General features: G+C 65.4%; 28 protein-coding genes. 27 read left to right on the top strand and 1 reads right to left on the bottom strand.

Annotated elements, in window-relative coordinates; genetic code table 11:
• The first annotated feature begins 190 nt into the window (after positions 1-190).
• On the top strand, positions 191-835 hold the full coding sequence (locus tag HV742_RS26410) for a putative metallopeptidase (protein WP_254601263.1): 645 nt from the start codon (positions 191-193) through the stop codon (positions 833-835).
• A gap of 15 nt (positions 836-850) precedes the next feature.
• Here HV742_RS26410 and HV742_RS26405 read toward each other — a convergent pair whose 3' ends face one another.
• Entirely contained in the window at positions 851-1,669 is an 819-nt protein-coding gene (locus tag HV742_RS26405) for an AbiJ-NTD4 domain-containing protein (RefSeq protein WP_175146771.1), read from the bottom strand.
• A 66-nt stretch (positions 1,670-1,735) separates the two neighbouring features.
• On the opposite strand from HV742_RS26405, the gene HV742_RS26400 reads away from it, so the two are divergent.
• From HV742_RS26400 to HV742_RS26280, 26 genes are all read left to right on the top strand, one after another.
• Positions 1,736-2,209 carry a DUF2280 domain-containing protein gene (locus HV742_RS26400; protein WP_175146770.1) on the top strand — a complete coding sequence of 158 codons (474 nt, stop codon included), beginning with the start codon at positions 1,736-1,738 and terminating at the stop codon, positions 2,207-2,209.
• Entirely contained in the window at positions 2,160-3,743 is a 1,584-nt protein-coding gene (gene terL, locus HV742_RS26395; RefSeq protein ID WP_175146769.1) for a phage terminase large subunit, read from the top strand. The genes HV742_RS26400 and terL overlap by 50 nt, the downstream gene beginning before the upstream one ends.
• On the top strand, positions 3,740-4,705 hold the full coding sequence (locus HV742_RS26390) for an anti-CBASS protein Acb1 family protein (protein ID WP_254601262.1): 966 nt from the start codon (positions 3,740-3,742) through the stop codon (positions 4,703-4,705). The genes terL and HV742_RS26390 overlap by 4 nt, the downstream gene beginning before the upstream one ends.
• Positions 4,611-5,024 carry an anti-CBASS protein Acb1 family protein gene (locus HV742_RS32390; RefSeq protein ID WP_437340602.1) on the top strand — a complete coding sequence of 138 codons (414 nt, stop codon included), beginning with the start codon at positions 4,611-4,613 and terminating at the stop codon, positions 5,022-5,024. The genes HV742_RS26390 and HV742_RS32390 overlap by 95 nt, the downstream gene beginning before the upstream one ends.
• A complete protein-coding gene (locus tag HV742_RS26385) occupies positions 4,966-5,805 on the top strand; it encodes a phage head morphogenesis protein (RefSeq protein WP_175146768.1) in 840 nt (279 codons plus the stop codon). The genes HV742_RS32390 and HV742_RS26385 overlap by 59 nt, the downstream gene beginning before the upstream one ends.
• A gap of 10 nt (positions 5,806-5,815) precedes the next feature.
• On the top strand, positions 5,816-6,898 hold the full coding sequence (locus tag HV742_RS26380; RefSeq protein ID WP_175146767.1) for a DUF2213 domain-containing protein: 1,083 nt from the start codon (positions 5,816-5,818) through the stop codon (positions 6,896-6,898).
• The gene (locus HV742_RS26375; RefSeq protein WP_175146766.1) at positions 6,898-7,350 is read left to right on the top strand and encodes a structural cement protein Gp24; all 453 of its coding nucleotides are present in this window, start codon (positions 6,898-6,900) and stop codon (positions 7,348-7,350) included. The genes HV742_RS26380 and HV742_RS26375 overlap by 1 nt, the downstream gene beginning before the upstream one ends.
• A 67-nt stretch (positions 7,351-7,417) precedes the next feature.
• On the top strand, positions 7,418-8,377 hold the full coding sequence (locus HV742_RS26370) for a DUF2184 domain-containing protein (protein ID WP_054506655.1): 960 nt from the start codon (positions 7,418-7,420) through the stop codon (positions 8,375-8,377).
• Positions 8,377-8,763 carry a hypothetical protein gene (locus HV742_RS26365; protein ID WP_175146765.1) on the top strand — a complete coding sequence of 129 codons (387 nt, stop codon included), beginning with the start codon at positions 8,377-8,379 and terminating at the stop codon, positions 8,761-8,763. Before HV742_RS26370 ends, HV742_RS26365 begins: the two co-directional genes overlap by 1 nt.
• A gap of 2 nt (positions 8,764-8,765) precedes the next feature.
• Positions 8,766-9,140, top strand: coding sequence for a DUF4054 domain-containing protein (locus tag HV742_RS26360; protein ID WP_175146764.1), 375 nt, complete (start codon positions 8,766-8,768; stop codon positions 9,138-9,140).
• A complete protein-coding gene (locus HV742_RS26355) occupies positions 9,130-9,582 on the top strand; it encodes a hypothetical protein (RefSeq protein ID WP_175146763.1) in 453 nt (150 codons plus the stop codon). Before HV742_RS26360 ends, HV742_RS26355 begins: the two co-directional genes overlap by 11 nt.
• Positions 9,583-9,586: 4 nt before the next feature.
• Positions 9,587-10,000, top strand: coding sequence for a hypothetical protein (locus HV742_RS26350; protein WP_175146762.1), 414 nt, complete (start codon positions 9,587-9,589; stop codon positions 9,998-10,000).
• Positions 10,001-10,127: 127 nt separating this feature from the next.
• Entirely contained in the window at positions 10,128-10,586 is a 459-nt protein-coding gene (locus tag HV742_RS26345) for a phage neck terminator protein (protein ID WP_175146761.1), read from the top strand.
• Between the two features lie 65 nt (positions 10,587-10,651).
• Positions 10,652-12,010, top strand: a complete 1,359-nt coding sequence (locus HV742_RS26340) for a DUF3383 family protein (protein ID WP_175146760.1) — start codon at positions 10,652-10,654, stop codon at positions 12,008-12,010.
• A 15-nt stretch (positions 12,011-12,025) separates the two neighbouring features.
• Positions 12,026-12,454: a phage structural protein gene (locus HV742_RS26335; RefSeq protein WP_045953074.1), complete on the top strand. Its 429-nt coding sequence runs from the start codon at positions 12,026-12,028 to the stop codon at positions 12,452-12,454.
• On the top strand, positions 12,454-12,963 hold the full coding sequence (locus tag HV742_RS26330) for a phage tail assembly chaperone (RefSeq protein WP_175146759.1): 510 nt from the start codon (positions 12,454-12,456) through the stop codon (positions 12,961-12,963). The genes HV742_RS26335 and HV742_RS26330 overlap by 1 nt, the downstream gene beginning before the upstream one ends.
• Before the next feature lie 142 nt (positions 12,964-13,105).
• On the top strand, positions 13,106-15,568 hold the full coding sequence (locus HV742_RS26325) for a tape measure protein (RefSeq protein ID WP_175146758.1): 2,463 nt from the start codon (positions 13,106-13,108) through the stop codon (positions 15,566-15,568).
• Between the two features lie 13 nt (positions 15,569-15,581).
• Entirely contained in the window at positions 15,582-16,202 is a 621-nt protein-coding gene (locus HV742_RS26320) for a phage baseplate protein (RefSeq protein WP_175146757.1), read from the top strand.
• A 4-nt stretch (positions 16,203-16,206) separates the two neighbouring features.
• On the top strand, positions 16,207-16,539 hold the full coding sequence (locus HV742_RS26315; RefSeq protein WP_175146756.1) for a phage baseplate plug family protein: 333 nt from the start codon (positions 16,207-16,209) through the stop codon (positions 16,537-16,539).
• Positions 16,526-17,443, top strand: a complete 918-nt coding sequence (locus HV742_RS26310; RefSeq protein WP_175146755.1) for a phage protein — start codon at positions 16,526-16,528, stop codon at positions 17,441-17,443. The genes HV742_RS26315 and HV742_RS26310 overlap by 14 nt, the downstream gene beginning before the upstream one ends.
• A complete protein-coding gene (locus HV742_RS26305; RefSeq protein ID WP_175146754.1) occupies positions 17,440-18,138 on the top strand; it encodes a Gp138 family membrane-puncturing spike protein in 699 nt (232 codons plus the stop codon). Before HV742_RS26310 ends, HV742_RS26305 begins: the two co-directional genes overlap by 4 nt.
• The gene (locus HV742_RS26300) at positions 18,138-18,506 is read left to right on the top strand and encodes a contractile injection system sheath initiator (protein ID WP_059269816.1); all 369 of its coding nucleotides are present in this window, start codon (positions 18,138-18,140) and stop codon (positions 18,504-18,506) included. The genes HV742_RS26305 and HV742_RS26300 overlap by 1 nt, the downstream gene beginning before the upstream one ends.
• A gap of 21 nt (positions 18,507-18,527) precedes the next feature.
• Positions 18,528-19,979 carry a baseplate J/gp47 family protein gene (locus tag HV742_RS26295; RefSeq protein ID WP_175146753.1) on the top strand — a complete coding sequence of 484 codons (1,452 nt, stop codon included), beginning with the start codon at positions 18,528-18,530 and terminating at the stop codon, positions 19,977-19,979.
• On the top strand, positions 19,979-20,644 hold the full coding sequence (locus HV742_RS26290; protein WP_175146752.1) for a baseplate wedge 1 family protein: 666 nt from the start codon (positions 19,979-19,981) through the stop codon (positions 20,642-20,644). The genes HV742_RS26295 and HV742_RS26290 overlap by 1 nt, the downstream gene beginning before the upstream one ends.
• Entirely contained in the window at positions 20,644-21,975 is a 1,332-nt protein-coding gene (locus HV742_RS32145) for a phage tail protein (RefSeq protein WP_217482422.1), read from the top strand. Before HV742_RS26290 ends, HV742_RS32145 begins: the two co-directional genes overlap by 1 nt.
• A gap of 9 nt (positions 21,976-21,984) precedes the next feature.
• Positions 21,985-22,605, top strand: a complete 621-nt coding sequence (locus HV742_RS26280) for a phage tail assembly chaperone (RefSeq protein WP_217482421.1) — start codon at positions 21,985-21,987, stop codon at positions 22,603-22,605.
• Positions 22,606-22,632 lie beyond the last annotated feature (27 nt).

Below are 22,632 nucleotides of genomic sequence, written 5' to 3'. Positions count from 1 at the left end.
TAGCGCGCTGGGATACTTAACGCCGGAGCAGTTTGCTCAGGCGCATCGGCAACAACGGTTTTTAACCCTGGACTCTATGTCGGTGCCGTACTAAGTCTGGGGGCAGGTCAAGCGACCTGAGAACGGATCGAAAGGTCAGGAGTCTGCAGCGCGCGAAGCAAGGCCGGCCGAAATATCGCGGAGACGCAGCATGAAGGCAGGGTGGGCACGATCGGTGGGTCAGGAGCGGCCCAGGCCGCCCGCCGAATGGCTGGTACGCGCGGAAGCCGCCGGTGGTGTGTTGGCGCCGGCGCCTGAACTGCTGGAATGGACTGAACGAGTGATACTCGCCGTGGGCGGGCCGCTTCACAATCCAGACCATGCCCATCTGGTTGACTCCGACCTGGCGTTCCTCTGGGCGTCGTCAGGCTTTCAGAAGGCCGGGCGCGTCGTGCTCGGCCAGGCCGAACAGGTCATGTTTCGCGCCAGCGGCTGGCAGAAGGTGCGCCAGGAGCAGCAGATGATCGAATGGTTCGGCCGCGTGCCGGCGTTCCTGGTCACACTGGCGGCGGACTACTGCGCGACCTGCAGCGACACGGAATTCTGCGCGCTGGTGGAGCATGAGCTCTACCACATCGGCCATGCGCCTGATGCCTACGGCGCGCCGGCGTTCGACAAAGAGGGCCGGCCGAAGCTGCGCATCGTGGGGCACGACGTCGAGGAGTTCGTCGGCGTGGTGGCGCGGTACGGGCTGTCAGCGGACGTGCGGCGTCTGGTTGAGGCGTCTGGCGCCGCGCCGACCGTGGCGCGGCTGGACATTGCCCGAGCCTGCGGATGCTGTCTCAAGGCAGCATGAGGGGCGATCAGATGCTTAAGCGGTCGCTTCCTTAAGGTATGAAACGAACGCGGCGCATGCGACGAGCATGAATTTGGCTTCGCCATAGGAGCAGCGTTCCCCCTCCTCGGTCAGCGCGTGACGAATTCCAGACTCATCGCCCGCGTAAGCGTAGAGTTTCCTGAAGCCCTCGTTAAGCGCGGGGTGAAGACTATCCATTTTTTTTAGCGCGTCTTGGAGTGTTGCCTTTGGGTTGCCCGTCACCTCACGGCAAGCCGCTTCAACCGCCGATATGGATTCTTTGATGGAGTTCCTGAAGTCAGGCTGCTCCCGGTCGGACAGCTTTTTCAGTGCTTCGTCCAAGTGTTGTTTGACTGGGTTGGACGCTACTAACAATGCGCTTTCAATTGCGACGATCTCCTCGCCCTGGGTGATTTCTCCGACCTGATCGCCGATGAGCCGATAGGCTGACTGGTGCCTTTCGAGGATGACGTTGATGGTTTTTCGATGCCCGACGTCTCGGTCTAGGCCTCGTCTGGACACGTATATGAATTCAAGAATGTCGTACACCTCATTCCAGGGACATGAGAAGAAGTGCGCTTTCATCACTCGGTATCCGTCTGACGGCCAAGTTGACGCAAGGAAGAAAGGAGGGAGTGTGTCCCTATCCTGATTCAACAGAAAAATCCATATGTCTCCGCATATGCCGTCAAGGCACTCTTCGGGATGGTGGTGTGCGAAGACCGTTGATGCAAGAAAATTCCACAATCGAGTTCTTAGCGCGGTATCCACGCTGTTCCGTTGGAAAGCGTCTTGTACCGGCACTAGGCCCCGCCGTTCCGAAAATGTGGCCATTCTTTTTGTCCATGGTGGATTTGTAGCGAGATAGCAGTTTTACCTTGAAATTGGAGGCTCTGCGGAATGGCGAAGTTGGGTGAGGCCCACAAGCGCTTCATCGTCCAGGCTTTGGCCTGCTGGGACACCCCGAGCCAGGTCGCTGAAGCCGTCAAGGATGAATTCGGGCTGGACGTGCCCCGCATGCAGATCGCGCAGTACGACCCGACCAAGGTCGCCGGCAAAGACCTGGCCAAGAAGTGGGTCCAGCTATTCCACGACACCCGGCAACGCTTCCGAGAGGAAATCGCCGAGATCCCCATCGCTGACCAGGCGTTTCGCCTGCGGCAGCTCGGCAGGATCTATGACAAGCACATCAGCCGAGGCAACGTCGTCGGCGCGGCCGGCGTGCTGGAGCAGGCCGCCAAGGAGGTGGGCGGCGCATTCACGAACAAGCGGGAGCACACGGGTGCCGGCGGCGGTCCGATAGAACAGAAGACGGTGGTGGTGGATGAAAGAGAAGTCGCCGCCGCCGTCGCTAAGCTGCAAGGCGAGTACTGACCCCGCCGTCCTGCGCGCCACGGCCAAGGCTCTATGCGAACAGGACCACCTGTTCTTCAGCCGGTACTTCTTCAAGCACCGCCATGCCATCAAGTTCCGGGTCAACTGGCACCATGAGCTGATCGCGCAGAAGGTGCAGGACGTCATCGACGGCCGCATCAAGAACCTGGTCATCAATGTGCCGCCGGGCTCGTCGAAGACCGAGCTGGTCGCCATCAACCTGATGGCCCGGGGTCTGGCGCTGAACCCGCGCGCCCGGTTCCTGCACATCAGCTACTCCGATGACCTGGCACTGCTGAACTCGCAGACTGCGAAGGAGTTGGTCCAGTCTGATGAGTTCCAGGAACTGTGGCCGCTTAAGGTCGCCGCGGACGCAAAAAGCAAGAAGCGCTGGAACATCGAGGTCGATGGCCGCAAGGCCGGTGGCGTCTACGCGGTATCGCTCGGCGGCCAGATCACCGGCTTTCGCGCCGGGCACATGGCGCAAGGGTGGCAGGGCGCCATCGTCATCGATGACCCGCTCAAGGTCGGCGACGCCTACAGCAAGCCGCGGCGTGCCAAGGCGAATCGCGACCTGATCGCCACGGTGAAAAGCCGTCGGGCCAACCCCGACACGCCGATCATCGTGATCATGCAGCGCCTGGCGCAGGAGGACGTGACCGGCTTCATCGAGGCCGGAAACCTTGGCTCGGACTGGGAACAGGTCGTCATCCCGGCGCTGATCCACGACGCCTATGTGGCAGGCCTGCCGGCCGAGCTGCAGGCCAAGGTCGACAGCAGCGTACGGGACGAGAAGGGGCGCTTCAGCTACTGGCCCTACAAGGAGCCGCTGGCGGATCTGCTGGCCATGGAGGCCGGCGCCGGCACGGACCAGGAGGGCGCTCGCGTCAGCCGGTACGTATTCTCGGCGCAGTACCAGCAACGCCCGGCGCCGCTGGGTGGTGACCTGATCAAGGGCGCCTGGTTCGGCCGGTACGCGGTGCCGCCCCGGATCGTGGCGCGCAAGGTGTTTGCCGACACGGCCCAGAAGACGGCCGAACGCAACGACTACAGCGTCTTCGAATGCTGGGGCCTGGGCGACGACGGCAAGCTGTACCTGCTGGATCTGTTGCGCGGCAAATGGCAGGCGCCGGAGCTCAAGCGCCGGGCGCTGGACTTCTGGGCCAAGCACAAGCCGTTCAATCCGAAGCTGTCGGCGCCGCTGCGGCAGTTCCTCATCGAGGACAAGTCGAGCGGTACCGGGCTGGTCCAGGAGATCGCCGCCGGCGGGCATATCCCCGTCAAGGGCGTTCCCCGGGACAAGGACAAGCTGACGCGGGTCATGGACGTCCAGAGCTACCTCGAGGCGGGGCTGGTGTGTATTCCCGAGGAGGCCCCGTGGGTGAACGACTTCATCGCGGAGTGCGAGGCCTTCACCGCTGACGATAGCCATGCCCACGACGACCAGGTCGACCCCATGGTCGACGCCATCAACGACATGCTCGCCACGGCGGGCAGCGACATAGGGCGCTTCATGGCGCTGGCAAGTACATGATGAACCAAGACGGCTACCTGTCGGCGCTGCTGGGGCCGGGCATGCTGGACGCATTGCCCGGTGGCCTCGGCGCGCTGGACGACCTGGCGATGTACGCCGAGGGCGGTCTGCCGGCCCGTGTCGTGGACATGATCCCGGACACTGCTGTGTCCCGAGGCGTGGTCATCGCCGGCGACGACCGGGTACGCGACGAGCTGGATCGGCTGAAGGCGCTGCCCGCGCTGGCAGACGCCTGGCGCTGGGCGCGGCTGACGGGCGGCGGGGCGATCGTGATTGTTGCCAAGGATGGGCGCGTCTTGCGTGACCCGCTGAACCTTGACGCCCTGGACACGCTTCTGGAGCTCAAGGTTTTCACCCTGGACGACGTTTCCGCCACCGAGAGGCGCTACTCCAACCCGAAGGAGGCCAACTACGGCATGCCCGAGATCTACCGCGTGCGCGTGCAGGCGGCGGGCGTGCCTTCGGCCGAGTTCCTGGTGCATGAGAGCCGACTGATCGAGGTGCCGGGAGATCCGCTGCCGGCGCAGCTTAACCGCAAGGGCATTCCCTGGGCAGGGCGGCCGGCGGCGGCGCGGGCGTTTCGGGCGATCCGGCGCTACGGCGAGGGGCTGACCTGGGCGCTTCGGCTGATGGAGAAGAAGCAGCAGGCCGTGCACAAGATGAAGGGCCTGGCCGGCGCCATCCAGGCCGAGATGGAGTCCGTTGTGCGCAAGCGCGTGGAGATGGTCGACGCTGCCCGCAATGCCCTGAACGGCGTGGCCGTCGATGCGGAAGACGACTACCAGGTGCTCAGCTCGGACATGGGGCGGCATCAAGGACACTCTGGCCGAATTCCAGATCGCGGTGTCGGCCGAGGCGGGCTATCCGGTGAGCGTGCTGTTCGGGCGTTCAGCGGCCGGCCTGAACGCCACCGGCGACGGAGACCTCGAGGGGTTCTACAACGCGGTGGCCATGGGCCGTGAGGTGAAGCTGAACCCCGCGCTGGAGCGCCTGGTGTCGTTGATCCGGGCGCAACGCTCATTGGCCGGCACCGGTACCGCGCAGGGCGAGACCTGGTCTATCACCTGGCCGCCGCTCAAGCCGGCCACGGCCAAAGAGGAAGCCGACGTTCGCAAGGCCAACGCCGAAGCCTCGGCCCGCGAAATGGACGCCCTGAGCGTCGCCGTCGACAACGGACTCAGCCAGGACCAAGCGATGCGCTACATGAAACAGGAAGGGCTCTATGGCCTTGTTCCCGACAGAAACGGTCAAACGGCCACGTCGTACGCCGCGGCCACCTAAGCAATGGCGCTACCCGCTGGGCGACGAGCAAGACTACGCGCGGGCGCTGCGGACCGCTGCGCAGGCTGCCGTTCTGGCCGTCGAGCGGTATGTGATACCCGAGCTGCCGCGGGTGCTGCGCGAGGATGACCTGCGCAACACGCCCGCCGGCGACGGGGGCTGGTTCGAGTCGCTGCGCCGAGCCTTCATGGCGGCGCTGCAGGCGGCAGCCTTGCCTGACGGCAAAGCGCAGAGCCTGGCGTCGCTGGTGTCCCAGCGGGTCGAGCGATACAACAAGGAGCAGTACCACCGCATGCTGCGGCGCGCCTACGGGGTGGACGTGTTCAAGGCCGAGCCAGCCCTGGCCCGCATCCTGCGCCCCTGGGAGGCCGAGAACATTGGCCTGATCAAGTCCATCCCGGAGCAATACCTGGATTCGCTGCACGGCCGGGTGGTTGCCGCCGTCCACAGGGGCACGTCCCTGCGGGACATGACCCGCGAGATCCGGGAAACCTATGACCTGCCGCGCAGGCGCGCCGAACTGATCGCCCGCGACCAGATCGGCAAGCTGAACGGCAACCTGACCGAGTACCGGCAGACCAATATCGGCGTCAAGAAGTACCGGTGGCGGGGCGTCCTGGATGACCGCGAACGCGATGAGCACGTCGACCGCGAGGGCCAGGAATTCAACTGGGACGACCCGCCGCCGGACGGCCACCCCGGCAAGCCCATCCGCTGCCGCTGCTGGGCCGAGGCCATCCTGCCGGCCCTCGAGGATCTGGACGCCCTGATTGTTCATTGAAGGAAATCCCATGGTGATGCGATATGACCGGGCGCCGCTGAAGGCGACCCGCACGGACGAGGGCTACCTGGTCGACACGCCCGTGCTGACGCGTACCGGCGTCTTCGAATACCGGGACGGCGCGGGCCGCGTGCGCCGGGAGTACCGGCCGCCCGAGGAGGTGTTCAACGCCGACTCCCTGGCCAGCCTGCGGGGAAAGCCGATCACAGACGGCCACCCGGGCAAGGTCAACGCCCAGAACGTGCGCCAGCACATGATCGGCACGGCCTTGTCCGCAGGGCGGCAGGACGGCCAGAACATGGTCGGCGACATCCAGATCTTCGATACCGGGCCCGTGGACGCCGGCAACAAGGAGTTGTCGCTGGGCTACGAGCTCGAGCTGGAGGAAACCCCCGGGGTATCGCCACAGGGCGAGCCGTACGACATCGTCCAGCGGCACATCCGATACAACCACCTCGCCGTGGTGAAACGTGGGCGCGCAGGCAATGCGCGCTTGAATCTAGACGCGGCAGACGCCGTGACCAAAACCGATGAGGAACATGACATGAGCACGGTCAAGATCCGACTCGACAACGGCCTGTCCTATGACGCCGCGCCCGAAGTCGAACAGGAGATCAACCGCCTGCGGGCCGACCTGAAAATGGCCACAACCAAGGCGGACGCCGAGGCGGCCCGCGCCGATGCCGAGAAGGCCCGGGCGGACCAGGCAGAGCAGGGCATCGAGCAGGCCCGCCAGGACGCCAAGGGCGCGGCCCTGGCCCGCGTGAAGCTGGAGGCGGCGGCCACCGAGCACAAGGTGGCATTCAAGGCCGACAGCACCGACCGCGCGCTGCGCGAGGGCGTCATCAAGGCGGTTCGCGGCGACTCGGCCGATCTGGCCGACAAGTCCGACGGCTACATCGAGGCGGCATTTGACCTGGCCGTAGGCGAGGCCAAGAGCCGGCAGGATGCCGTCGAGACGCAGCGCCGCGAGTTGGCCGGCGGTGACCCGTCGGCCGCACGGCAGCAACGCTCCGATAGCGCGCCGCTGCCCAAATCGGCCAGCGCGGCCCGTTCGGCCTACCTGGCGAACCTGAAGAAAGGAGGCGAATAATGCCCGCCATCTACGATGACCGCATGGAGCCGGCCTACGCCGGCATGAAGGCAGACCTGGGCTATGACGATGTCGAGACCTACGCCGCCGCGGGCGATATTGCCCCGGGCGTGATCGTGGGCGACACCACCGACGACCGCATCGTCGCCGGCCCGGGCTCGCACATCCGCGGCCTGGCGCTGCACACCCACACCATCCCCCGCGATGGCGGCTACCGCGAGTTTGACGCCGTGAGCGTGCTGCGCGTTCGCCGCGGCTGGGCCAAGGTGTCGGCCGGTGGCGCCGTGACCAAGGATGGCCCGGTTCGCTGCGCGGCTGACGGCACCGTCTCCGACGGCGGCGCGATCGGAGTACCTAACGCCGTCTTCCGGTCGGGGGCCGTGGAGGTGTTCGGCGGCAAGATCGCCTTGATCGAGTTGCTAGCGCCCTTTGCCGCCTCGGCGACGCCCTGATCCAGCCGCCATCATCTGCAATCACCCCCAAGGCCCCGCGTAGGGGCCTTTTTCATTGGGAATCAGCATGGAAAAACACGAGCATTACGACGAGGCCGACCTGCCGGCCGTGAAGAAAATCGTCGTGGCGCTGGCCGGCATGCGCGAGGACGAAGGTCTTTTCAGCGCCCGCCAGTTGGACTACGTCAAGACGCGGACCTACGACAAGAAGCTGCCGCCCATGGTGGGCCTGACGCTGGTGCCGATCTCCACCGAGGTGCCCGAGTGGGCCGAGACCTTCACGTACTTCATGTACGACGAGGTCGGCATGGCCAAGATTGTCGCCAACTACGCCGACGACCTGCCGCGCGCGGACGTGAAGGGCGAGGAGAAGGTTGCCCAGATCAAGAACATCGGCGACTCCTACGGCTACAGCGTGATGGAGCTGCGGGCGGCCGCCGCCAACCGCAGCGACCTGCCCACGCGCAAGTCGATGGCAGCCCGCAAGGCGATCGAGATCAAGCTGAACCAGATGGCGCTGATCGGCGATCGCAAGTTTGGCCTGTACGGCCTGGTGAACCACCCGAACGTGCCGCTGGTGGTGGGGCTGCACGGTGACTGGCTGAATCCGGCCACGACCCCCGACCAGATCCTGGCCGACCTGGACATGATCTACGACGCGGTGACCAACCAGTCCAAGGACGTGCACACGCCCACCCGCATCGTCATGCCGACCGAACAGCGCAGCCGCATCTTTTCGCGCCGCGTTCCGGATTCCAATGGCAAGACGGTGGGCCAGTTCTTCCTGGACAAGCATCCCGGCCTGCAGATCATCGGCGCCGCCGAGTTCAAGGGGGCGGGCGCCAACGGTAAGGATCTGATCCTGGCCTACGAGTACAGCGAGGAAAACCTCGCCATGGAGCTGCCGATGCCGTTCAACCAGTTGGCGGCGCAGGCCCGAGGCCTTGAACTCGTCGTGCCGTGCCTGGCTCGTGCCGGCGGGGTGGTCGTGTATTACCCGCTGTCGATGGCGAAGGGAGATATCTGATGCTGTATTGCGAAAACCGAACCAAGGCGGTCATCAACATCGGTGGCCATACCGTGATCGCGCCGACGCGCGCCGCGTGGGTCAACCCCGAGGACCGCGGCGTGCAGGACCTGATCGACCGCGAGCTGCTGGTCGAGACGGACCCGCCTGGCGAGGACCCGGCTGTGCCGCCGAGCCGCGGTGATAAGCCGACCCCCGCGGCGAAGGTGGACAAGGAGCCGTCCACGGTCAAGGAGCTGAAAGCCTGGCTCGATGAGCAGGGCGCCCAGTACTCGCCATCCGCCTCCAAGCCGGAGCTGCAGGGCCTGTACGAGGCCTTGAAGGCTGCCGCTCCGGGCGCAGGCGGCGGCGATACGCCCGCCGGCGGCGGCTCGCAGGAGTCGTAAGCATGGCGGCCACCATCGACGATCTGGATTTCCTGGCGCCGGCGGTGGCCAGCTTGCCGGCGCCGGACAAGGAGCGGGCGCTGGCCATGGCCGCTGACTACCGGCCGGCATGCCTGCCCCCCAAGTTGCAGGATGAGGCGCAGCTTTGGTACGCCGCCTGGCTGTTATACGGCATCAAGGCACAGCGCGCAGCGGACGCCGACGGCGTGGTGGCGAGGCCTGGCGTGGTCAGCGAGAAGGAAGGCGACCTGCAGCGCGTCTATGGCCGAGTGGCCGGCGCGGAGGATCCAGCGGGTTTCTACGACAGGTACCAACGGCTGGCGCGCATCTGCAAGGTTGGCGCGGCCACCATAAGGAGCATTCCCCGTGGCGGTTAAGGCGATCGACAAGGGGCTGGAGGCGCACGCGCGTCTTGCCAAGGCCCTCAACGGACGCGGCGTCGAGTTTGGCATTCAGCGGGACGCCGGCCGAGACCCGAAGACGGGGATCGAGCTGATCGACATCGCGATCTGGAACGAGCTGGGCACTGAGCACATCCCCGCCCGGCCAGCCATCCGCGACTTTGCCGAGAAGAATGGCGAAGTGCTGGGCGTGGCCATGGAGCGGATGGCGGGCGCCGTCCAAGACGGCAGCTTGACCGTGGAGCAGGCTCTGGATCAGTTGGGTACGTTCGCTGAAAAGCACCAGAAGGCGCACATCCAGCATTCCAAGGAATGGGCCAAGCCCAACGCGAAATCGACGGTGGCCAGGAAGGGGAGCGATGTGCCCCTGATCGACCACGGGCTGCTGGTGAACGCTGTCCGGTACCAGAAGGTGTAGTGGCGTGAGTTTCCGAAAGCCGCATGTCATCCGTGGCCAGTTGCCCGGCCGCCGGGAGCGCGGGCGCTGGATCGAGGGCGAGCCCATTCCCGATAGAACCATTTCCGCCTCGGTGCAGCCGGCCAAGGTGGGCGACTACGAGCAATTGCAGGCAACCCCCGAAGGGCGCCGCATACGGGCGGCCGTCCGGATCTACACCTGCGAGCTGTTGAGCGTGGCCGGCCAGGACTGGACCGGCGGTGATCGGCTGGTCTGGGGCGCGGGGCCACTGGCGGGTGAATACCTGCTGGTGGGCGTGGCGCCCTGGCAGTCGGGCGTCATTCCCCATTACCGCTACCTGGCTGTGCTGTTGGCCGACCAGGAACAACAGAATTCCCAGCACACCCCGGCCACCTGGACCGGGCGCGGACGGGGCTAAGCGTCCGCAGGGTCTCTCCCTGGGTCCGGCCGGGCAATCCAGGTCACCGGAGAGGGCGGCGCCGAGTCGCAGACCGTGCAAGCACGGGCGCGATAGTCCCATCGGCGCATACATCCGCAGGACAACCATGACACCGGAAGACGCGATTTTCGAACTGATCGAGGCGGCCGCCGCCGGCATCCCCGTGATCTTTGCCAACGAGAACGGCACACGGCCGGCGCCGCCGTACATCGCCATGGCGGTGCGCTGGGCGCAGGCCAGCCGGGCCGAGCAGGGCGAGGTGGATGAGGACGGCAACGCGTTGATATCTCAACACAATGACGCCACGGTGGAGCTGCAAGGGTTCGGCGCCGGCGCCTATGACGGCCTGGACACGCTTCAGCTACGCCTGCAGCAACCTGAACTCGAGGAGCGCGCCGAAGCCCTTGGCCTGGCGGTCTTTGATCGAGGCCGTCTGCAGAACATCCCCGTCTTGCGCGAGGGTGCGCGGTATGAGCAGCGCGCCCTCCTGGAGCTGGGCGTGCGCTATGTCGTCGCGAGCCTGGCGGCCGTGCCTGTTATCGAATCGGTCGCGCCCGCCACGTAGGCGCGCGGCCGCTTCCCCTTTGCCACCTGGCCGCCTTGCTGGCGGCTGTTTTACTGGAGCCACGCATGGCAAACCTTGAACGGATCGTCAATGTGGCGATCTCCCTGAACACCACCGCGATCAAGCAGCAGAATTTCTCGGACATCCTGGTGCTGGGCGCGCACGCGCTGGCGGTCGGCCGCATCCTGGTCGTCTCGGAGGCGGCCGAACTGCTGGAGCTGGGCCTGAGCCAGGCCGACCCGCTGTACATCGCTGTGCGCGACGCCTTCAAGCAGATTCCGACCGTGCGGCGAGTCTTCGTCGGCCGGCGCCACATCGAGACCTCGCATGTCGCGGTTACGCGTGCAAGCGCCAGCGATTATGTGATCAGGCTGTCCTGGCCAGTTTCGAGTGGCACCTTGCCGCTGGTGGCGTGCCGATTCACGGGGCGGGCCGATAGCACGCCGGCGGACATAGCCGCCGGCCTGGTTCAGGCCATCGTCGACAGTGGCGCCCCGGTGTCGCCGACCTCGGTTGGCTCGGATATCTACATCACCGCCAAGCAAGCCGGCCTTGCCGTGGCGGTCTCGGTTAAAGGCGATTTGTTCTTGAATGTTGCCCGCAGCCAGGAAACGCCTACGGCTGCGCTGACCGCCTGCAGCAAGGAGAACGCTGATTGGTATGGCGTTGCCCTGGCCAGCCGCTATGAGGAGGATATCCTCGACGCGGCCGAATGGGTCGAATCGAACGGACGGCTGTTTGGCGTTTCCAGCGCCCAGGCCGGCATCCTCGACGCGGCCGCCACCGACGATCTGGCCTCGAAATGCCAGCAGAAGCAGTATTTCCGCACGCACGTCTGGTTTCACGGTAAGGCTGACAGCGAGGCGCTGGATGCGGCGGTGGCGGCCAACCGCTTCACGTTCTACCCGGGCGGGGAAACCTGGGCCAACGCGCGCCTGGCCGGCATTACCTACGACGGGCTGGCCGAGGGCCAGGCGCTGGCGGCGCACGCCAAGAACGCCAACACCTTCGAGCAGATGCGCAGCTTCGCCGTGACCCAGAACGGCAAGGTGGCCGCGGGCGAGTGGATCGACGTCATCCGCGGCCGCGACTGGCTGGCCGAGCAGGTCAAGATCGAGGTGGCCACCCAGCTCGTCAACGCACCCGGCAAGGTGCCGTTCACCGACGACGGTATCCAGGTTCTGGTGGCCGGCGTGCGCAAGGCCCTGATGCTGGCCCAGGCCCGCGGCCTGGTGGCGCCCGATGAGGTCGACGCCGCCGGCAAGATCATCCCGGGCTTTGTGATCTCGGCGCCGCTGTCGATGAACATTCCCACCAATGACAAGGCCAATCGCGTCCTGCGCGATCTCAAGTTCAGCGCTCGACTGGCCGGCGCCATCCATGTCGGCGACATCAAGGGCAACCTGACCTATCAACAAATCTAAGCGGAGCACCTGAGCATGTCCGTAAAAAGCTATGCCCCGAGCCGGGTAAAGATCGTGATGGGCGCGATCGCGCTCAGCGGCCTGGCCGAAGACACCTTTGTCACCGTGGCCGAGATCGGCGAGGGAATTACCTCGGTTTCGGGCGTCGATGGCGAGGTGGCCCGCGCCATGTCGCGCGACACACGCCTGCGCATCACCGTGACGCTGTTGCAAACCAGCGCCAGCAACGCGCATCTGTCGGCCTTGCACCAGGCCGACAAGGCCACCGACGGCGACGGCGCCGTGCCTGTGGCCGTGACCGACCTGCGGGGCAAGTCGCTGCACGCCTCGGATTCCGCCTGGATCGTCAAAAGCCCCGAAGCCGGCTACGGCGCCAAGGTCGGCACCCGTGAATGGGTGATCGAAACGGGTCCTTCCATCAACGTCATCGGAGGCAATAGCTGATGAGTCGCACGCTGTCGGTTCCCATTGGAACCACCACCTTCCATATCCTCAAGTTCGACGCGTTCACCCAACTCAAGCTCCTGGGCGACCTGCAGAAAGAAATCTTGCCAGCCGCCGGTTCGCTGTTTGGTGCCGTCGTGGGTGGCCAAGCGAGCGACGGCTCGGCTGGGGCTGGCGAGGCCACACTGCAGGACGAGCAGGCCGTCATGCAAGCCCTGCGACACCTGTCCAGCCGCCTGGGTGGTGACGACCTGCAGAAGTGGTTTGGGCTGCTGGTCGGCCCTGACAACGTCAGCTTCGAACTTGATGGCCGCGAGCCGCAAAAGCTCACCGATGCCCATCGCGGGCTGGCCTTCCAGGACTTCTCCGAAATCCTGGAGCTCATGTACCACGTCCTGATGCACAACTTCGCCGGCCCTTTGGCGCGTTGGGCCAGCCGCTTTGGTCTGGCCCGCGGGAAGCTGGGGAATCTGTCGGCGTCTTCCGCCCCGACTTTGAGCGAGAGCTGATCATCTGGCGGCCGATCCTGGCCCGTCTCGTCAGTCCCGAGGCAGCGCGCCAGGGGCATGTGGACCTGCTGGACATCCTGAAGCTGAATGCCCTGATGGACGCGCAGGAGGCCCAGCAGGCCCACGCCAATAGGAAAGACCGATGAATGTAGTTCGCGAGCTGGTTACCCTCCTGCGGTACGAGGTGGACGATTCGGGCCTGCAGCGGTACCAGCAGGCCTACGCGGATGTCCAGAACGCCATTGCACGGGTCACAGAATCCGCCGTGCAACGCATGCGCGAGAGCTTGCGGCAGGCTGCTACGCTGCGGCCCGCAGCGGTACCCACGCCGGCCATCAGCACGCCTACGTCCGTAGGTCTGCCGTCCGCACCTCGTGGCGCGGCGGAGGCTGTGGCCGGCGTTGGGGCGGCATCGGCTTTTCCGGTCAACGTCGCGGATGCGCGAGCTCGGATTGGGCAGGTTCAGGCCGCCTACGGCACCCTCATGGCCAAGGCGCGCAGCGGCCTGCACACGGTTCGGGAAATCGGAATCGGCACCTGGGAGGGCATTCGCCTGGGCATCCAGGACGCGCGCCAGGCTCAGGACAGAATGACCCGCGCGCAATGGCAGGGCGTGCGCGTACTCAAGGAGCAGGCCGGCGCCTTCTCGGGCCTGCGCAAGATCGTCGGCACGGTGTTTGGCGTGGCTGTTGTCCGGCGGATCTTCAGCGACATCGATGCGTGGGGCCAGATGGAGGCCCGCATGCGCCAGGCGACCGCTTCGGCGCAGGAGTACACGGAGGTTGATCAACAACTGGCCCGCGTGGCCCGCCTGGCCTACAAATCGTACGAGTCCAGCGCCGAGCTGTTCGTCCGCACGCGCCGCACCATGGCCGACCTGGGCAAAAGCACCCAGGACACGGTGGACGTGACGGAAGGCCTGGCGCTTGGGATGGCGCTATCCAGCACCAAGGCGCAGGACCAGGAATCGGTCATCGCCTCGCTGACCACAGCCATCATGCAGGGCAAGCTGGCCATGCACCAGTACAGCACGCTGATGCGGGCGGCGCCTCGCCTGCAGGTGGCGCTGGCGGACGGGCTGGGCTTAACCACGGACAAGCTGCTCGAGCAGGTGAAGGCCGGCCGCCTCACCAGCGACAGGTTCCTGCCGGCGCTCCAGTCGCAACTGGTGAAGATGCGCATCGAGGCGCAGGACATGCCGGTGACCATGGCGGACGCCATGACGGTCTGGAACAACGCCTTTCAGCGGTTCTGGGGGCAGGCCTGGCTCGGGCGCCAGGCGGTGCTGGCTGTCACCCGCGCCATTGAGTTCCTGGCCGATCACATTCAGACGGTGGTTGGGCTGCTGGCCCTGACCGGCGGCGCCTGGGGCTTGGTGAAGCTGCGGGCTTGGCTTCGCCTGGCCACGGTGCAATCGGGCGGGCTCATCCGTTCGCTGGTCTCCGCCACGCGCGCGGCGATCGGGCTGGATACGGCCATGGCGCTACGCCGCGGCCCCGCCGGCGCGCGCCGGATGCTCGCCCTCTGGAACCGTACGCTTGTGCCGATGCTCCGGATGGCTGCGTTGCTGTACACGATCTACCTGCTGATGGACGACATTGGCGTTTGGTATCGGGGCGGCGACTCGATGCTGGGTGACCTGATCGGCCCGGTGGAGGAATGGAAGGACGAGATCCAGACGGTCAAGACTTTCCTCATACAGATCAAGGACATGCTCGGCGGAGCTGGTCAGGACCTGAAGCCCTGGCTCAAGGGGCTTGGCACGATCCTGATCATGGCCTATGGGCTATGGAAGATCTTCCGAGGGCTGTTGTGGGTCCTGGGCGTGGTCCGCAATGTGTTCGTGTTCTTGGCGACGCGGGTGGTGCCGATGCTATGGCGTGCCTTCGTGATGACGCCGTGGGGCCGCGTCGCGACGCTCGTCATCGGCGGCCTGTGGCTGATCTGGAAGTACTGGGATCAGATCAACAAGGCCCTGGGTGACGCCTGGACCTGGTTGCGGAGCAAGGCCAAAGGGACCTTCTTCGAGCCGGTCCTCGAGTACATCGACGCATTGTGGACGTTCTGGGTGGGGCTGGTGAGGGGCGTCGTTGCTCTGTTCACCGGCGACTGGGACGGCGCGATCGCGCATTGGCGCAACGCCTTCAGCGGGTTGTGGAAGTTCTTCGAGGATATCGGCGGCCGCATGATCGCCAAGATCCAGGAGATCGGGGCCGCCATCACCAAGTGGATTACCGACAAGGTCGAGGCGGCCGCGAAGTGGCTGGAGCGGCTGCTGCCGGGGGAGATGCTGACCGACGACCAGAAGGCCGCCATGGCCGCCCCGAAGGAGCTGCTGGGCCACAAGGCTGTCTGGCAGGCGTTTGCAAACGGCACGGGTGTTCCGCTCGTGTCGGCCGGTGCTGCCGTGCGCGCCGGCGCGCCTGGTGGGCGAGGCCCTATGACCGTAGAGATCCACAACGAAACCACGGTCAATGCGCCTGGCGCCGATCCGAGCGCGGTTGCCGGCGCGACCGCGCGCGGCTTGGCCAACACCCAGCGGCGCAGCATTGACCGCCTGGCAGAGTTTCTGGACTTTCATACGGGCGTAGAAGCCGCAAGGTAGGGGTAGAGCCGCGATGAGCTTCGTGTCGATGGTGTTCGGGTGGGGCGGGGGCAGCAGCATCGGCGTGCTGCCCCTGGATGCCCTGATCAGCGAGAGAACCTCGCTCAACAGTCGGGCGACCGAGTACCCGGTCGAGGACGGCCCGCCGGTGACCGACCATGTCGTCCAGGAATCGGAGCTGCTTACCCTGGAAGGCTGGGTGACGGCGGCGGAAGCCTCGTTGCTGGGCGGGATGAAGACGATCGCTTCGCGCATTGGCGGGCATGGCGGAGGCGGCCGCTCCAAGCTGATCGGGGCCAAAGAGGCGCTGCGCAAGATCCACGCAGACCGGCTGCCAGTGACCGTGGTGACCGGCTTGGATGTCTATGTCGGGTTCGCCATGGAGCGGTGCGATATCGACCGCAACAACGAGGACGGCGAGCGGTTCAGTATCAGCGCGGACTTCCGCAAGATCCGCAAGGTCGCGATGCGCCAGGCCGTGATCCCGCCCGAAAAGGTCAAGGGCGGCGTGAAGGGCAAGGCGGGCGCCACCAAGACCAACGCCGGCAAGGCCACCCCCAAGGAAGTGTCGGTGCTCAAGAGCGATACCGGCCAAATCATCGGGAAGATCAAACAGGTCATCTTCGGGAAATGACGCGATGCTGCAGATACCGATCCTGGACGCCAATGACAGCCTCACTGAGGTGGAGCTGGACGGCGCCACGTTCTTTCTGGGCCTGTCCTGGAACAGCGAGGCCGAACGATGGACGCTGTCCATCGAGAACGCCTACAACGAGGTGATCGTCGCCGGCATCGCCGTTGTGCCCGACTCGCCGTTGCTGGCGCTGTATCGGCACTTGGCGGTGCCGGCCGGCGAGCTGGTGGCGCTGGCGCCCGACCGGCGCGATGCGATCGACCGGCAGGCCTTACCTGCCGGCAAGGTGGCGCTGGTGTACGTCGAGGCGGCTGAGGTGGCCCATGGCGCGGTTTGATCGCGTGTACCGCCTGCTGGTGGGCAAGCCTAACCAGAAGGGGCTGGAGATCCGGCAGCCCATGCGGGTCACCTTCGAAGTCAGCAAGGACGCCCAGGAAGAGCCCAACGACCACAAGATCAGGATCTACAACCTGGCCGCGGACACTCGCCGGGCGCTGGAGGAGCCGGGTTTGCGCTGCGTGCTGTACGCCGGCTATGCCGAAGAGGGCGGGCCGCTGTTGATGGCGTCGGGCAGCGTGGTTTACGCATACACCTGGTACGAACTGCCGGATGTGGTGACGGAGCTTGCCGTGAAGGACGGCTACACCGAGGTGAGGGACACCGTCGTCTCGATTGGCCTGGGGCCGGGCGCGCAGGCCAGCGCCATCATCCGGGATGTGGCGCGCCAGATGGGATTGCCCCTGGTGATGGCCGACGACGTGCCGGACCGCCGATGGCAGCAGGGGTTTTCGTTCTACGGAGCCGCCCGCACCGCGCTGCACAAGGTGACGCAGGGCACCGGCCTGGAATGGTCGATCCAGAACCAGCAATTGCAGGTTGTGCGCCGGCGCGGGACGACCCGTCGCAAGGCCGTGGTGCTGGCGGCCGACACCGGGCTGATTGGCTATCCGGAGCGCACGCGCGAGGCGGCAAGGGAAAAAGCCCGTGTGCGCGACAGCCAGACAAACGACGACGTCCGCCTGGTCAGCGCCCGCCAGCAGCTCGACGGCTGGCGCGTGACTTCGTTGTTGCTGCCTACGATCAATCCTGGCGACCTGGTCAAACTGGAGAGCCGCACGGTGCAGGCCTTCCAGCGGGTGGAGGCGGTGCGTCACTACGGCGACAGTGCCGGCGGCGACTGGCAGTCCGAGCTGCAGTTGGTCGATCCGCATTTGCCGCATCGCGAGAAGAGAAAGACATGAAAAACCCGATCGCGGGGCTTCGGGCCCTGATCGACGCCGAGCTGGCGGACGTGTATACGACCCTGCCGGGGGAAGTCGTGTCCTATGACGGCGTCACGGTGACCGCTCGCCCGGCCCTGGCCAAGCGCCTGGCAAACGGCGAAGTCCTGAAACCGCCCCAGATCGTCCGGGTGCCGGTCAGGTGGTTCACCGGGGATGTGAACGGCGCGCTGGCGCTCATATCCGTACCGCTCAAGCCAGGCGACCCGATCACGCTGTCGTTTTCGGCCCGTTCCATCGAGAACTGGCTGGCCGGCGACGATGGACCGCCCGACGATCCCCGTCAGTTCGACCTGTCGGATGCGTTCGCCAGCCCCGTGGTGCGGCCGGGAGTCGCCAGGGCCGATACCGAGAATCTGAGCATTCAGTACGGCCAGGCCTCGATGAAACTGTCGCCCACCGGCGCACTGAGCTTCGTGGTGGCGTCCTGGACAGTGCAGGCCGAGCAGACCACGTTCAACACGTCGCTGACCGTGAACGGGCCGCTGCGGTACACGCAGGGCCTGTCCGGCGAAGGAGGCGAGGGCGGTGCATCGATGACCGTCCGCGGCGGTGTGGCGTTCGAGGGCGGCCGGCTTACTCATGACGGCAAGGATGTAGGTGCCACGCACGTGCATCCCAACGGCATGGGCGGAATGACGGAGAAACCTGTCTGATGACGATCGATCTTGCACTGTCCGACGATCACGACCTGGCGCTGGACCTTGTCGGCCGCGCTTCGTTGATCGACGGCGCCGCCAAGGTGGCGCAACAGATCAAGGTGACGCTGCTGGCTTTCCTGGGCGAGTGGTTCCTCGATACCAGCTTCGGCGTGCCGTACTTCGAGGAAGTCCTGGTAAAGGCCCCCAACCGAGCCGCGGTCGAGGCTGCGTTTCGCGCCCGGATCGGTGACGTGCCTGGCGTGTCCCGCGTCCGGCGCCTGGGTCTGGAAATCGATCACGGCCGCCGGCTTCTGCGCGTCTCCTACGAGGCCGACACGTCGGCAGGCCTGCTTGCCCAGGTAGTCGACCTGCATCGCCCCTGAAACCATTTTCTTGAGTAATCCATGGCCTACGGTCTCACGCCGGACGGGTTCGTCCGCATGCGCCTGCCTGAAATCCGGCAGGAAATCATCGAAGACCTGCGCGCCCGTTTGAGGGCGGCAGGCGTAAACGACGCCATCGAAACGCGGCCAGACAGTGTCATCGGCCTGCTGATCGACACCTTCGCCGAGCGAGCGGCGGCCCTCTGGGAGCAGATGGAGGGCGTTTACCTGTCGATGTATCCAGGCTCGGCCGTCGGCGTGTCGCTGGATCGGTCGGTCGCCTTCACCGGGGTGACGCGCCAACCTGACCAGCAGGCACGGGCTTATGTCGTCCTGTATGGAGTTGAGGGTACGGCTGTTCCCGCCGGCGCCTTGGTGCGCCACCGGGTCAGCCAGAACCTCTGGGCGCTCGTCGGGGATGCGCAGATCCGCAGAACCGCCGCCGCGGATGTCTGGCTGCGACCCGTGGTGACGCCCGCGGCGTTGTACGAGGTGGCCGTCGACGGCCACGCCTGCTCCTACACTTCCGGTCCCACCACCAACCTGCCGACGATCCTGGCCGGCCTCGTGGCCGCGTTGGCGTCCACAGGCCTGGCCGCTTCCAGCGACGGCGCGGCTATTCGCCTTCGAACCGATGGCCGGGTGGCGCGCGCTTTCACCTGGTCACCGAACTTGGACCTGGTGCGCCTGGGCTCACCGGCGCTGGCCGTCTCGGCCGACCCGTCGGAAGAAGCGGCCGCGCCGGGCGACTTGAATGGCATCGTGACGGCCGTGGATGGTTGGGATGCGGTGGAGAACCTGCAGGCCGGCGTTCCGGGGCGCTTGGCCGAGAATGACGCCGCGCTGCGAGCGCGATATCCCACCGGCTTGTTCCGCCTCGGTGCGGCGACCCTGCCAAGCCTCGCGCCAAACATCCGGGATCAGGTGCCTGGCGTACGGGCGCTACGTGTGTTCCAGAACACCAGCGATGACGTTGACGTGGCAGGCCGGCCGCCGCATTGCATCCATGTGGTCGTGGACGGTGGCCTGGACGACGAAGTTGCCCAGGCAATCTTCTGGACCAAAGGGGGCGGCATCGATACCCATGGGGCGACACGCGTGGTTGTGACCGACAAGCAAGGCGCCCGGCATCCCATCCAGTTCGACCGGCCGCAGCGGGTCTTTGTCTGGGTGTGGTGCGCGGTGACGCTGCTGCCGCCCTCTGAACAGGCGTTCCCGCCGGATGGATTCGACGCGATCACGGCAAGTCTCGCCGCGGCGGGAGATGGCTTCTCGATCGGGGACGACGTGATCCGCCAGCGGCTCTTCGGCGCGATCTACCGCACGCCGGGCATTGCCACGGTGGATCTGCGGCTGGCCTATTCCACGGATCCCACGTTCGTTCCCCGCCAGGCTGACTACACCACGTCCAACATCGACATCCTGGATTCCCAGGTGGCCGTGTTTGACCAATCTCGTATCAAGGTGACCTGATGGATCTGCAGCAAGACCATGCCGGCATCGCCTGGTCCCACTGGCTGGGCCAGTTCCAAGGCAAGCCGAGGCTTGAAGCCTTGGTCAAGGCGTTGCTGAAGCCGGTCGACGGCCTGCAGGGCGCGTTGCTCGCCATGTACGAGCAGCGCTGGCTGGATACGGCCGAGGGGCGGCAGCTCGACGGCATTGGCGAAATCGTCGGGCTGCCACGCATGATCGATGACGCGATCTATGTGCGGTTCTTCGGCTTTGCCGGGCAACCAAACGTCGGCGGCTTTGGTGAGGTGCGACTGCGCCGATCCAACGAGCGGTCGGTGGCTGGCTCGACCCGGCTGCTCGATGCCGAATACCGAAAGCTGCTGTATTGGAAGATCGCCCTGAACAACGGCCACGGCACGACGCCCGAAATCATGGCCTCACTCAAACCGATTTTCGACGTCAACAACGTGGTGGTGCAGGACGCCGGCAACGCCAAGATCCGCATTTGGGTCAGCCGGATTCCAGGCCCGAACGACCCGCTGATGGTCAATCCCTACAAATGGGTGCCGGCGGCCGCTGGCGTGGGCGTGCAAATTATCTCCGGCTCAACGGAAAAGCCGTTTGGCTTTCGTGAGCAGGGTTTCTACGGTTTTGGCGCCGGCGTGCTGGCGCGGGAAATTCACTGATGGCTGAAACCAACTTCTTCCAGCTCTTCAAGGCAACGTGGGCACAGAACGGCACCACGGACCGGATCTCGGCTGCCCAGTACAGCACAGGGTGGGCCTACATCGGGTCGTTGCCGCCGACGGTGGAGCAATTCAATGCTGTGCAGCAGTTCACGGATCAGAAGCTGACCTGGGTTTACCGGCATCTGGAGGCCGTGGCCACCTTGACCGGCCGGGAGCTCACGGCGGCGGGTAGCGATGCGATCTCGTACGCATTCCAGAACTTGAATGCCTCGAGGCTGACCGCTGGCACCGTGCCGGTTGAGCGCCTGCCGGAAAGGGCCCCATCTATGACGGTAGGCGCGGCCTCCAAATGGGAAACGCCGCGCAATATCTCCATCAGCGGCGGGGCGACGGCGCGAGCCAAATTGTTCGACGGATCTGCGGATGTGGCGCTGCAGGTGACAGGCCTGAGCATGAGCGCGGCCACGGGCGTGCTGCTGCCGGTGAATGGTGGCACAGGGCTGAATTGGATTCCACCCGGCAACTACCTGGTCGGCAATGGCACTGCGCCGATGACTTTCAAGACGCCAGGTCAGGTGTTCAGCGATCTCGGCATTGCCGAGGCCATCATCGACATGGCTCGGAGGATCTTGTATAGCCCAGCGTTCACGGGTGCGCCTACCGCCCCGACGCCGGCGCTGACGGACAACAGCACCCGGCTCGCCACCACGGCATTCGTATCCGGCAACTCCCTGCGCAAGTGCTCGGCCAACGCGCTGCCCGTCACTAACATTGGTCCTGTCTTCGTGACCGAGTTCGGTGAAATCTGGAGCTGGGTCAGCACGCTCAGCTACACCGGCTATAGGTCACCAAACTGCGGCCAGATCGCTTACTTCGCAACGGATCAAGTTCCGATGGGCTGGTTGAAGGCGAACGGCACTGAGGCATCCCGAACCGCCTTCGCCGGCATTTTCTCGGTCATTGGGACAAGGTTCGGCGTTGGTGATGGCGCTACGACATTTGGCTTGCCCGATCAGCGCGGCGAATTTATCCGTGGTTGGGATGACAGCCGAGGCGTCGATAGCGGCCGGGTTGTTGGTTCGGCGCAGGCGGCCACAGCAATTCGCCTGCTGATTGACAACTACGTAGGCTACGCCGCGGGCACGTTTGCTATTGGCATGCGGAACGTCGATGGGGTTCTGTTCGGCGAAGGAGGTGAAAGCCGCACTGTCGGATCAGATTCGACTTTCTATGTCGCCAGCACCCTGGTTAGAGGCGGCGCGAATGACAACACTGCCTATTTCGTCAGGCCGCGCAACGTCGCGCTAATGGCCTGCATCAAGATTTAAGAGAAATCCATGGACATCCAGAAAACCAAAATCGTCTCGCAGCTGGGGCCGGATGGCTACCTGGTCGGGCCGACCATTGCCGACGAGTCGCCGCTGGAGCCGGGCGTGTTCCTGATCCCCGGTGGCGCCATCGACCGCGTCCCGCCCGAAATGCAGCCCGGCATCGCGTACCGCCCTGATGATGCCGGCGACGGCTGGATCGAGGAAGAGGATCATCGCATCGAAACGCTGTATCGCACCAGCGACGGCTCGGTGTATCCGTTCGGTGCGCAGCACGCCGATGAAACCTACAACGGCATCGGCCCCATCCCCGCCTGGCTGACTGCCAATCCCCGGCCCGACGCCTGGAGCGTCTGGAAAGACGGAGCCTGGGTGCGTGACGAAGCCGCGTGGCAGGCGGAAAAGATGGCCACTGAACGCGCTTGGCGCGGTGCACAGCTAAATGCCACCGATGCCCTGGTTCAGCGTCATCGAGACGAAACAGAAAACGCTGTGCCGACCACATTGAGCGCTGAGCAGTACCAGGAGCTGCAGGAGTTCCGCCACTCCCTGCGACAGTGGCCGGAGACGGAAGGCTTCCCGTCGACCGATCTGCGCCCCGTGGCGCCGGCCTGGCTGTCCCTGCGCTGATCAGGCGCCCGTATCCACATCGCTCAT

Source organism: Achromobacter ruhlandii (genome assembly GCF_902859695.1).
In the GTDB taxonomy this organism is placed as follows: Bacteria; Pseudomonadota; Gammaproteobacteria; order Burkholderiales; family Burkholderiaceae_B; genus Achromobacter; species Achromobacter ruhlandii.
The sequence above is the reverse complement of the archived record's forward strand: the minus strand, read 5'-3'. Positions and strand labels throughout refer to the sequence as shown.

Coding starts and splice junctions, on each gene's coding strand:
- HV742_RS26370 (WP_054506655.1), top strand. CDS start 7,418: ATGGAAAAACACGAGCATTACGACGAGGCCGACCTGCCGGCCGTGAAG.
- HV742_RS26330 (WP_175146759.1), top strand. CDS start 12,454: ATGAGTCGCACGCTGTCGGTTCCCATTGGAACCACCACCTTCCATATC.
- HV742_RS26280 (WP_217482421.1), top strand. CDS start 21,985: ATGGACATCCAGAAAACCAAAATCGTCTCGCAGCTGGGGCCGGATGGC.
- HV742_RS26405 (WP_175146771.1), bottom strand. CDS start 1,669: ATGGCCACATTTTCGGAACGGCGGGGCCTAGTGCCGGTACAAGACGCT.
- HV742_RS26410 (WP_254601263.1), top strand. CDS start 191: ATGAAGGCAGGGTGGGCACGATCGGTGGGTCAGGAGCGGCCCAGGCCG.
- HV742_RS26305 (WP_175146754.1), top strand. CDS start 17,440: ATGAAAAACCCGATCGCGGGGCTTCGGGCCCTGATCGACGCCGAGCTG.
- HV742_RS26400 (WP_175146770.1), top strand. CDS start 1,736: ATGGCGAAGTTGGGTGAGGCCCACAAGCGCTTCATCGTCCAGGCTTTG.
- HV742_RS26385 (WP_175146768.1), top strand. CDS start 4,966: ATGGCCTTGTTCCCGACAGAAACGGTCAAACGGCCACGTCGTACGCCG.
- HV742_RS26345 (WP_175146761.1), top strand. CDS start 10,128: ATGACACCGGAAGACGCGATTTTCGAACTGATCGAGGCGGCCGCCGCC.
- HV742_RS26290 (WP_175146752.1), top strand. CDS start 19,979: ATGGATCTGCAGCAAGACCATGCCGGCATCGCCTGGTCCCACTGGCTG.
- HV742_RS26295 (WP_175146753.1), top strand. CDS start 18,528: ATGGCCTACGGTCTCACGCCGGACGGGTTCGTCCGCATGCGCCTGCCT.
- HV742_RS26325 (WP_175146758.1), top strand. CDS start 13,106: ATGAATGTAGTTCGCGAGCTGGTTACCCTCCTGCGGTACGAGGTGGAC.
- HV742_RS26300 (WP_059269816.1), top strand. CDS start 18,138: ATGACGATCGATCTTGCACTGTCCGACGATCACGACCTGGCGCTGGAC.
- HV742_RS26335 (WP_045953074.1), top strand. CDS start 12,026: ATGTCCGTAAAAAGCTATGCCCCGAGCCGGGTAAAGATCGTGATGGGC.
- HV742_RS26390 (WP_254601262.1), top strand. CDS start 3,740: ATGATGAACCAAGACGGCTACCTGTCGGCGCTGCTGGGGCCGGGCATG.
- HV742_RS26365 (WP_175146765.1), top strand. CDS start 8,377: ATGCTGTATTGCGAAAACCGAACCAAGGCGGTCATCAACATCGGTGGC.
- HV742_RS26315 (WP_175146756.1), top strand. CDS start 16,207: ATGCTGCAGATACCGATCCTGGACGCCAATGACAGCCTCACTGAGGTG.
- terL (WP_175146769.1), top strand. CDS start 2,160: ATGAAAGAGAAGTCGCCGCCGCCGTCGCTAAGCTGCAAGGCGAGTACT.
- HV742_RS26380 (WP_175146767.1), top strand. CDS start 5,816: ATGGTGATGCGATATGACCGGGCGCCGCTGAAGGCGACCCGCACGGAC.
- HV742_RS26340 (WP_175146760.1), top strand. CDS start 10,652: ATGGCAAACCTTGAACGGATCGTCAATGTGGCGATCTCCCTGAACACC.
- HV742_RS26310 (WP_175146755.1), top strand. CDS start 16,526: ATGGCGCGGTTTGATCGCGTGTACCGCCTGCTGGTGGGCAAGCCTAAC.
- HV742_RS32145 (WP_217482422.1), top strand. CDS start 20,644: ATGGCTGAAACCAACTTCTTCCAGCTCTTCAAGGCAACGTGGGCACAG.
- HV742_RS26375 (WP_175146766.1), top strand. CDS start 6,898: ATGCCCGCCATCTACGATGACCGCATGGAGCCGGCCTACGCCGGCATG.
- HV742_RS26320 (WP_175146757.1), top strand. CDS start 15,582: ATGAGCTTCGTGTCGATGGTGTTCGGGTGGGGCGGGGGCAGCAGCATC.
- HV742_RS26360 (WP_175146764.1), top strand. CDS start 8,766: ATGGCGGCCACCATCGACGATCTGGATTTCCTGGCGCCGGCGGTGGCC.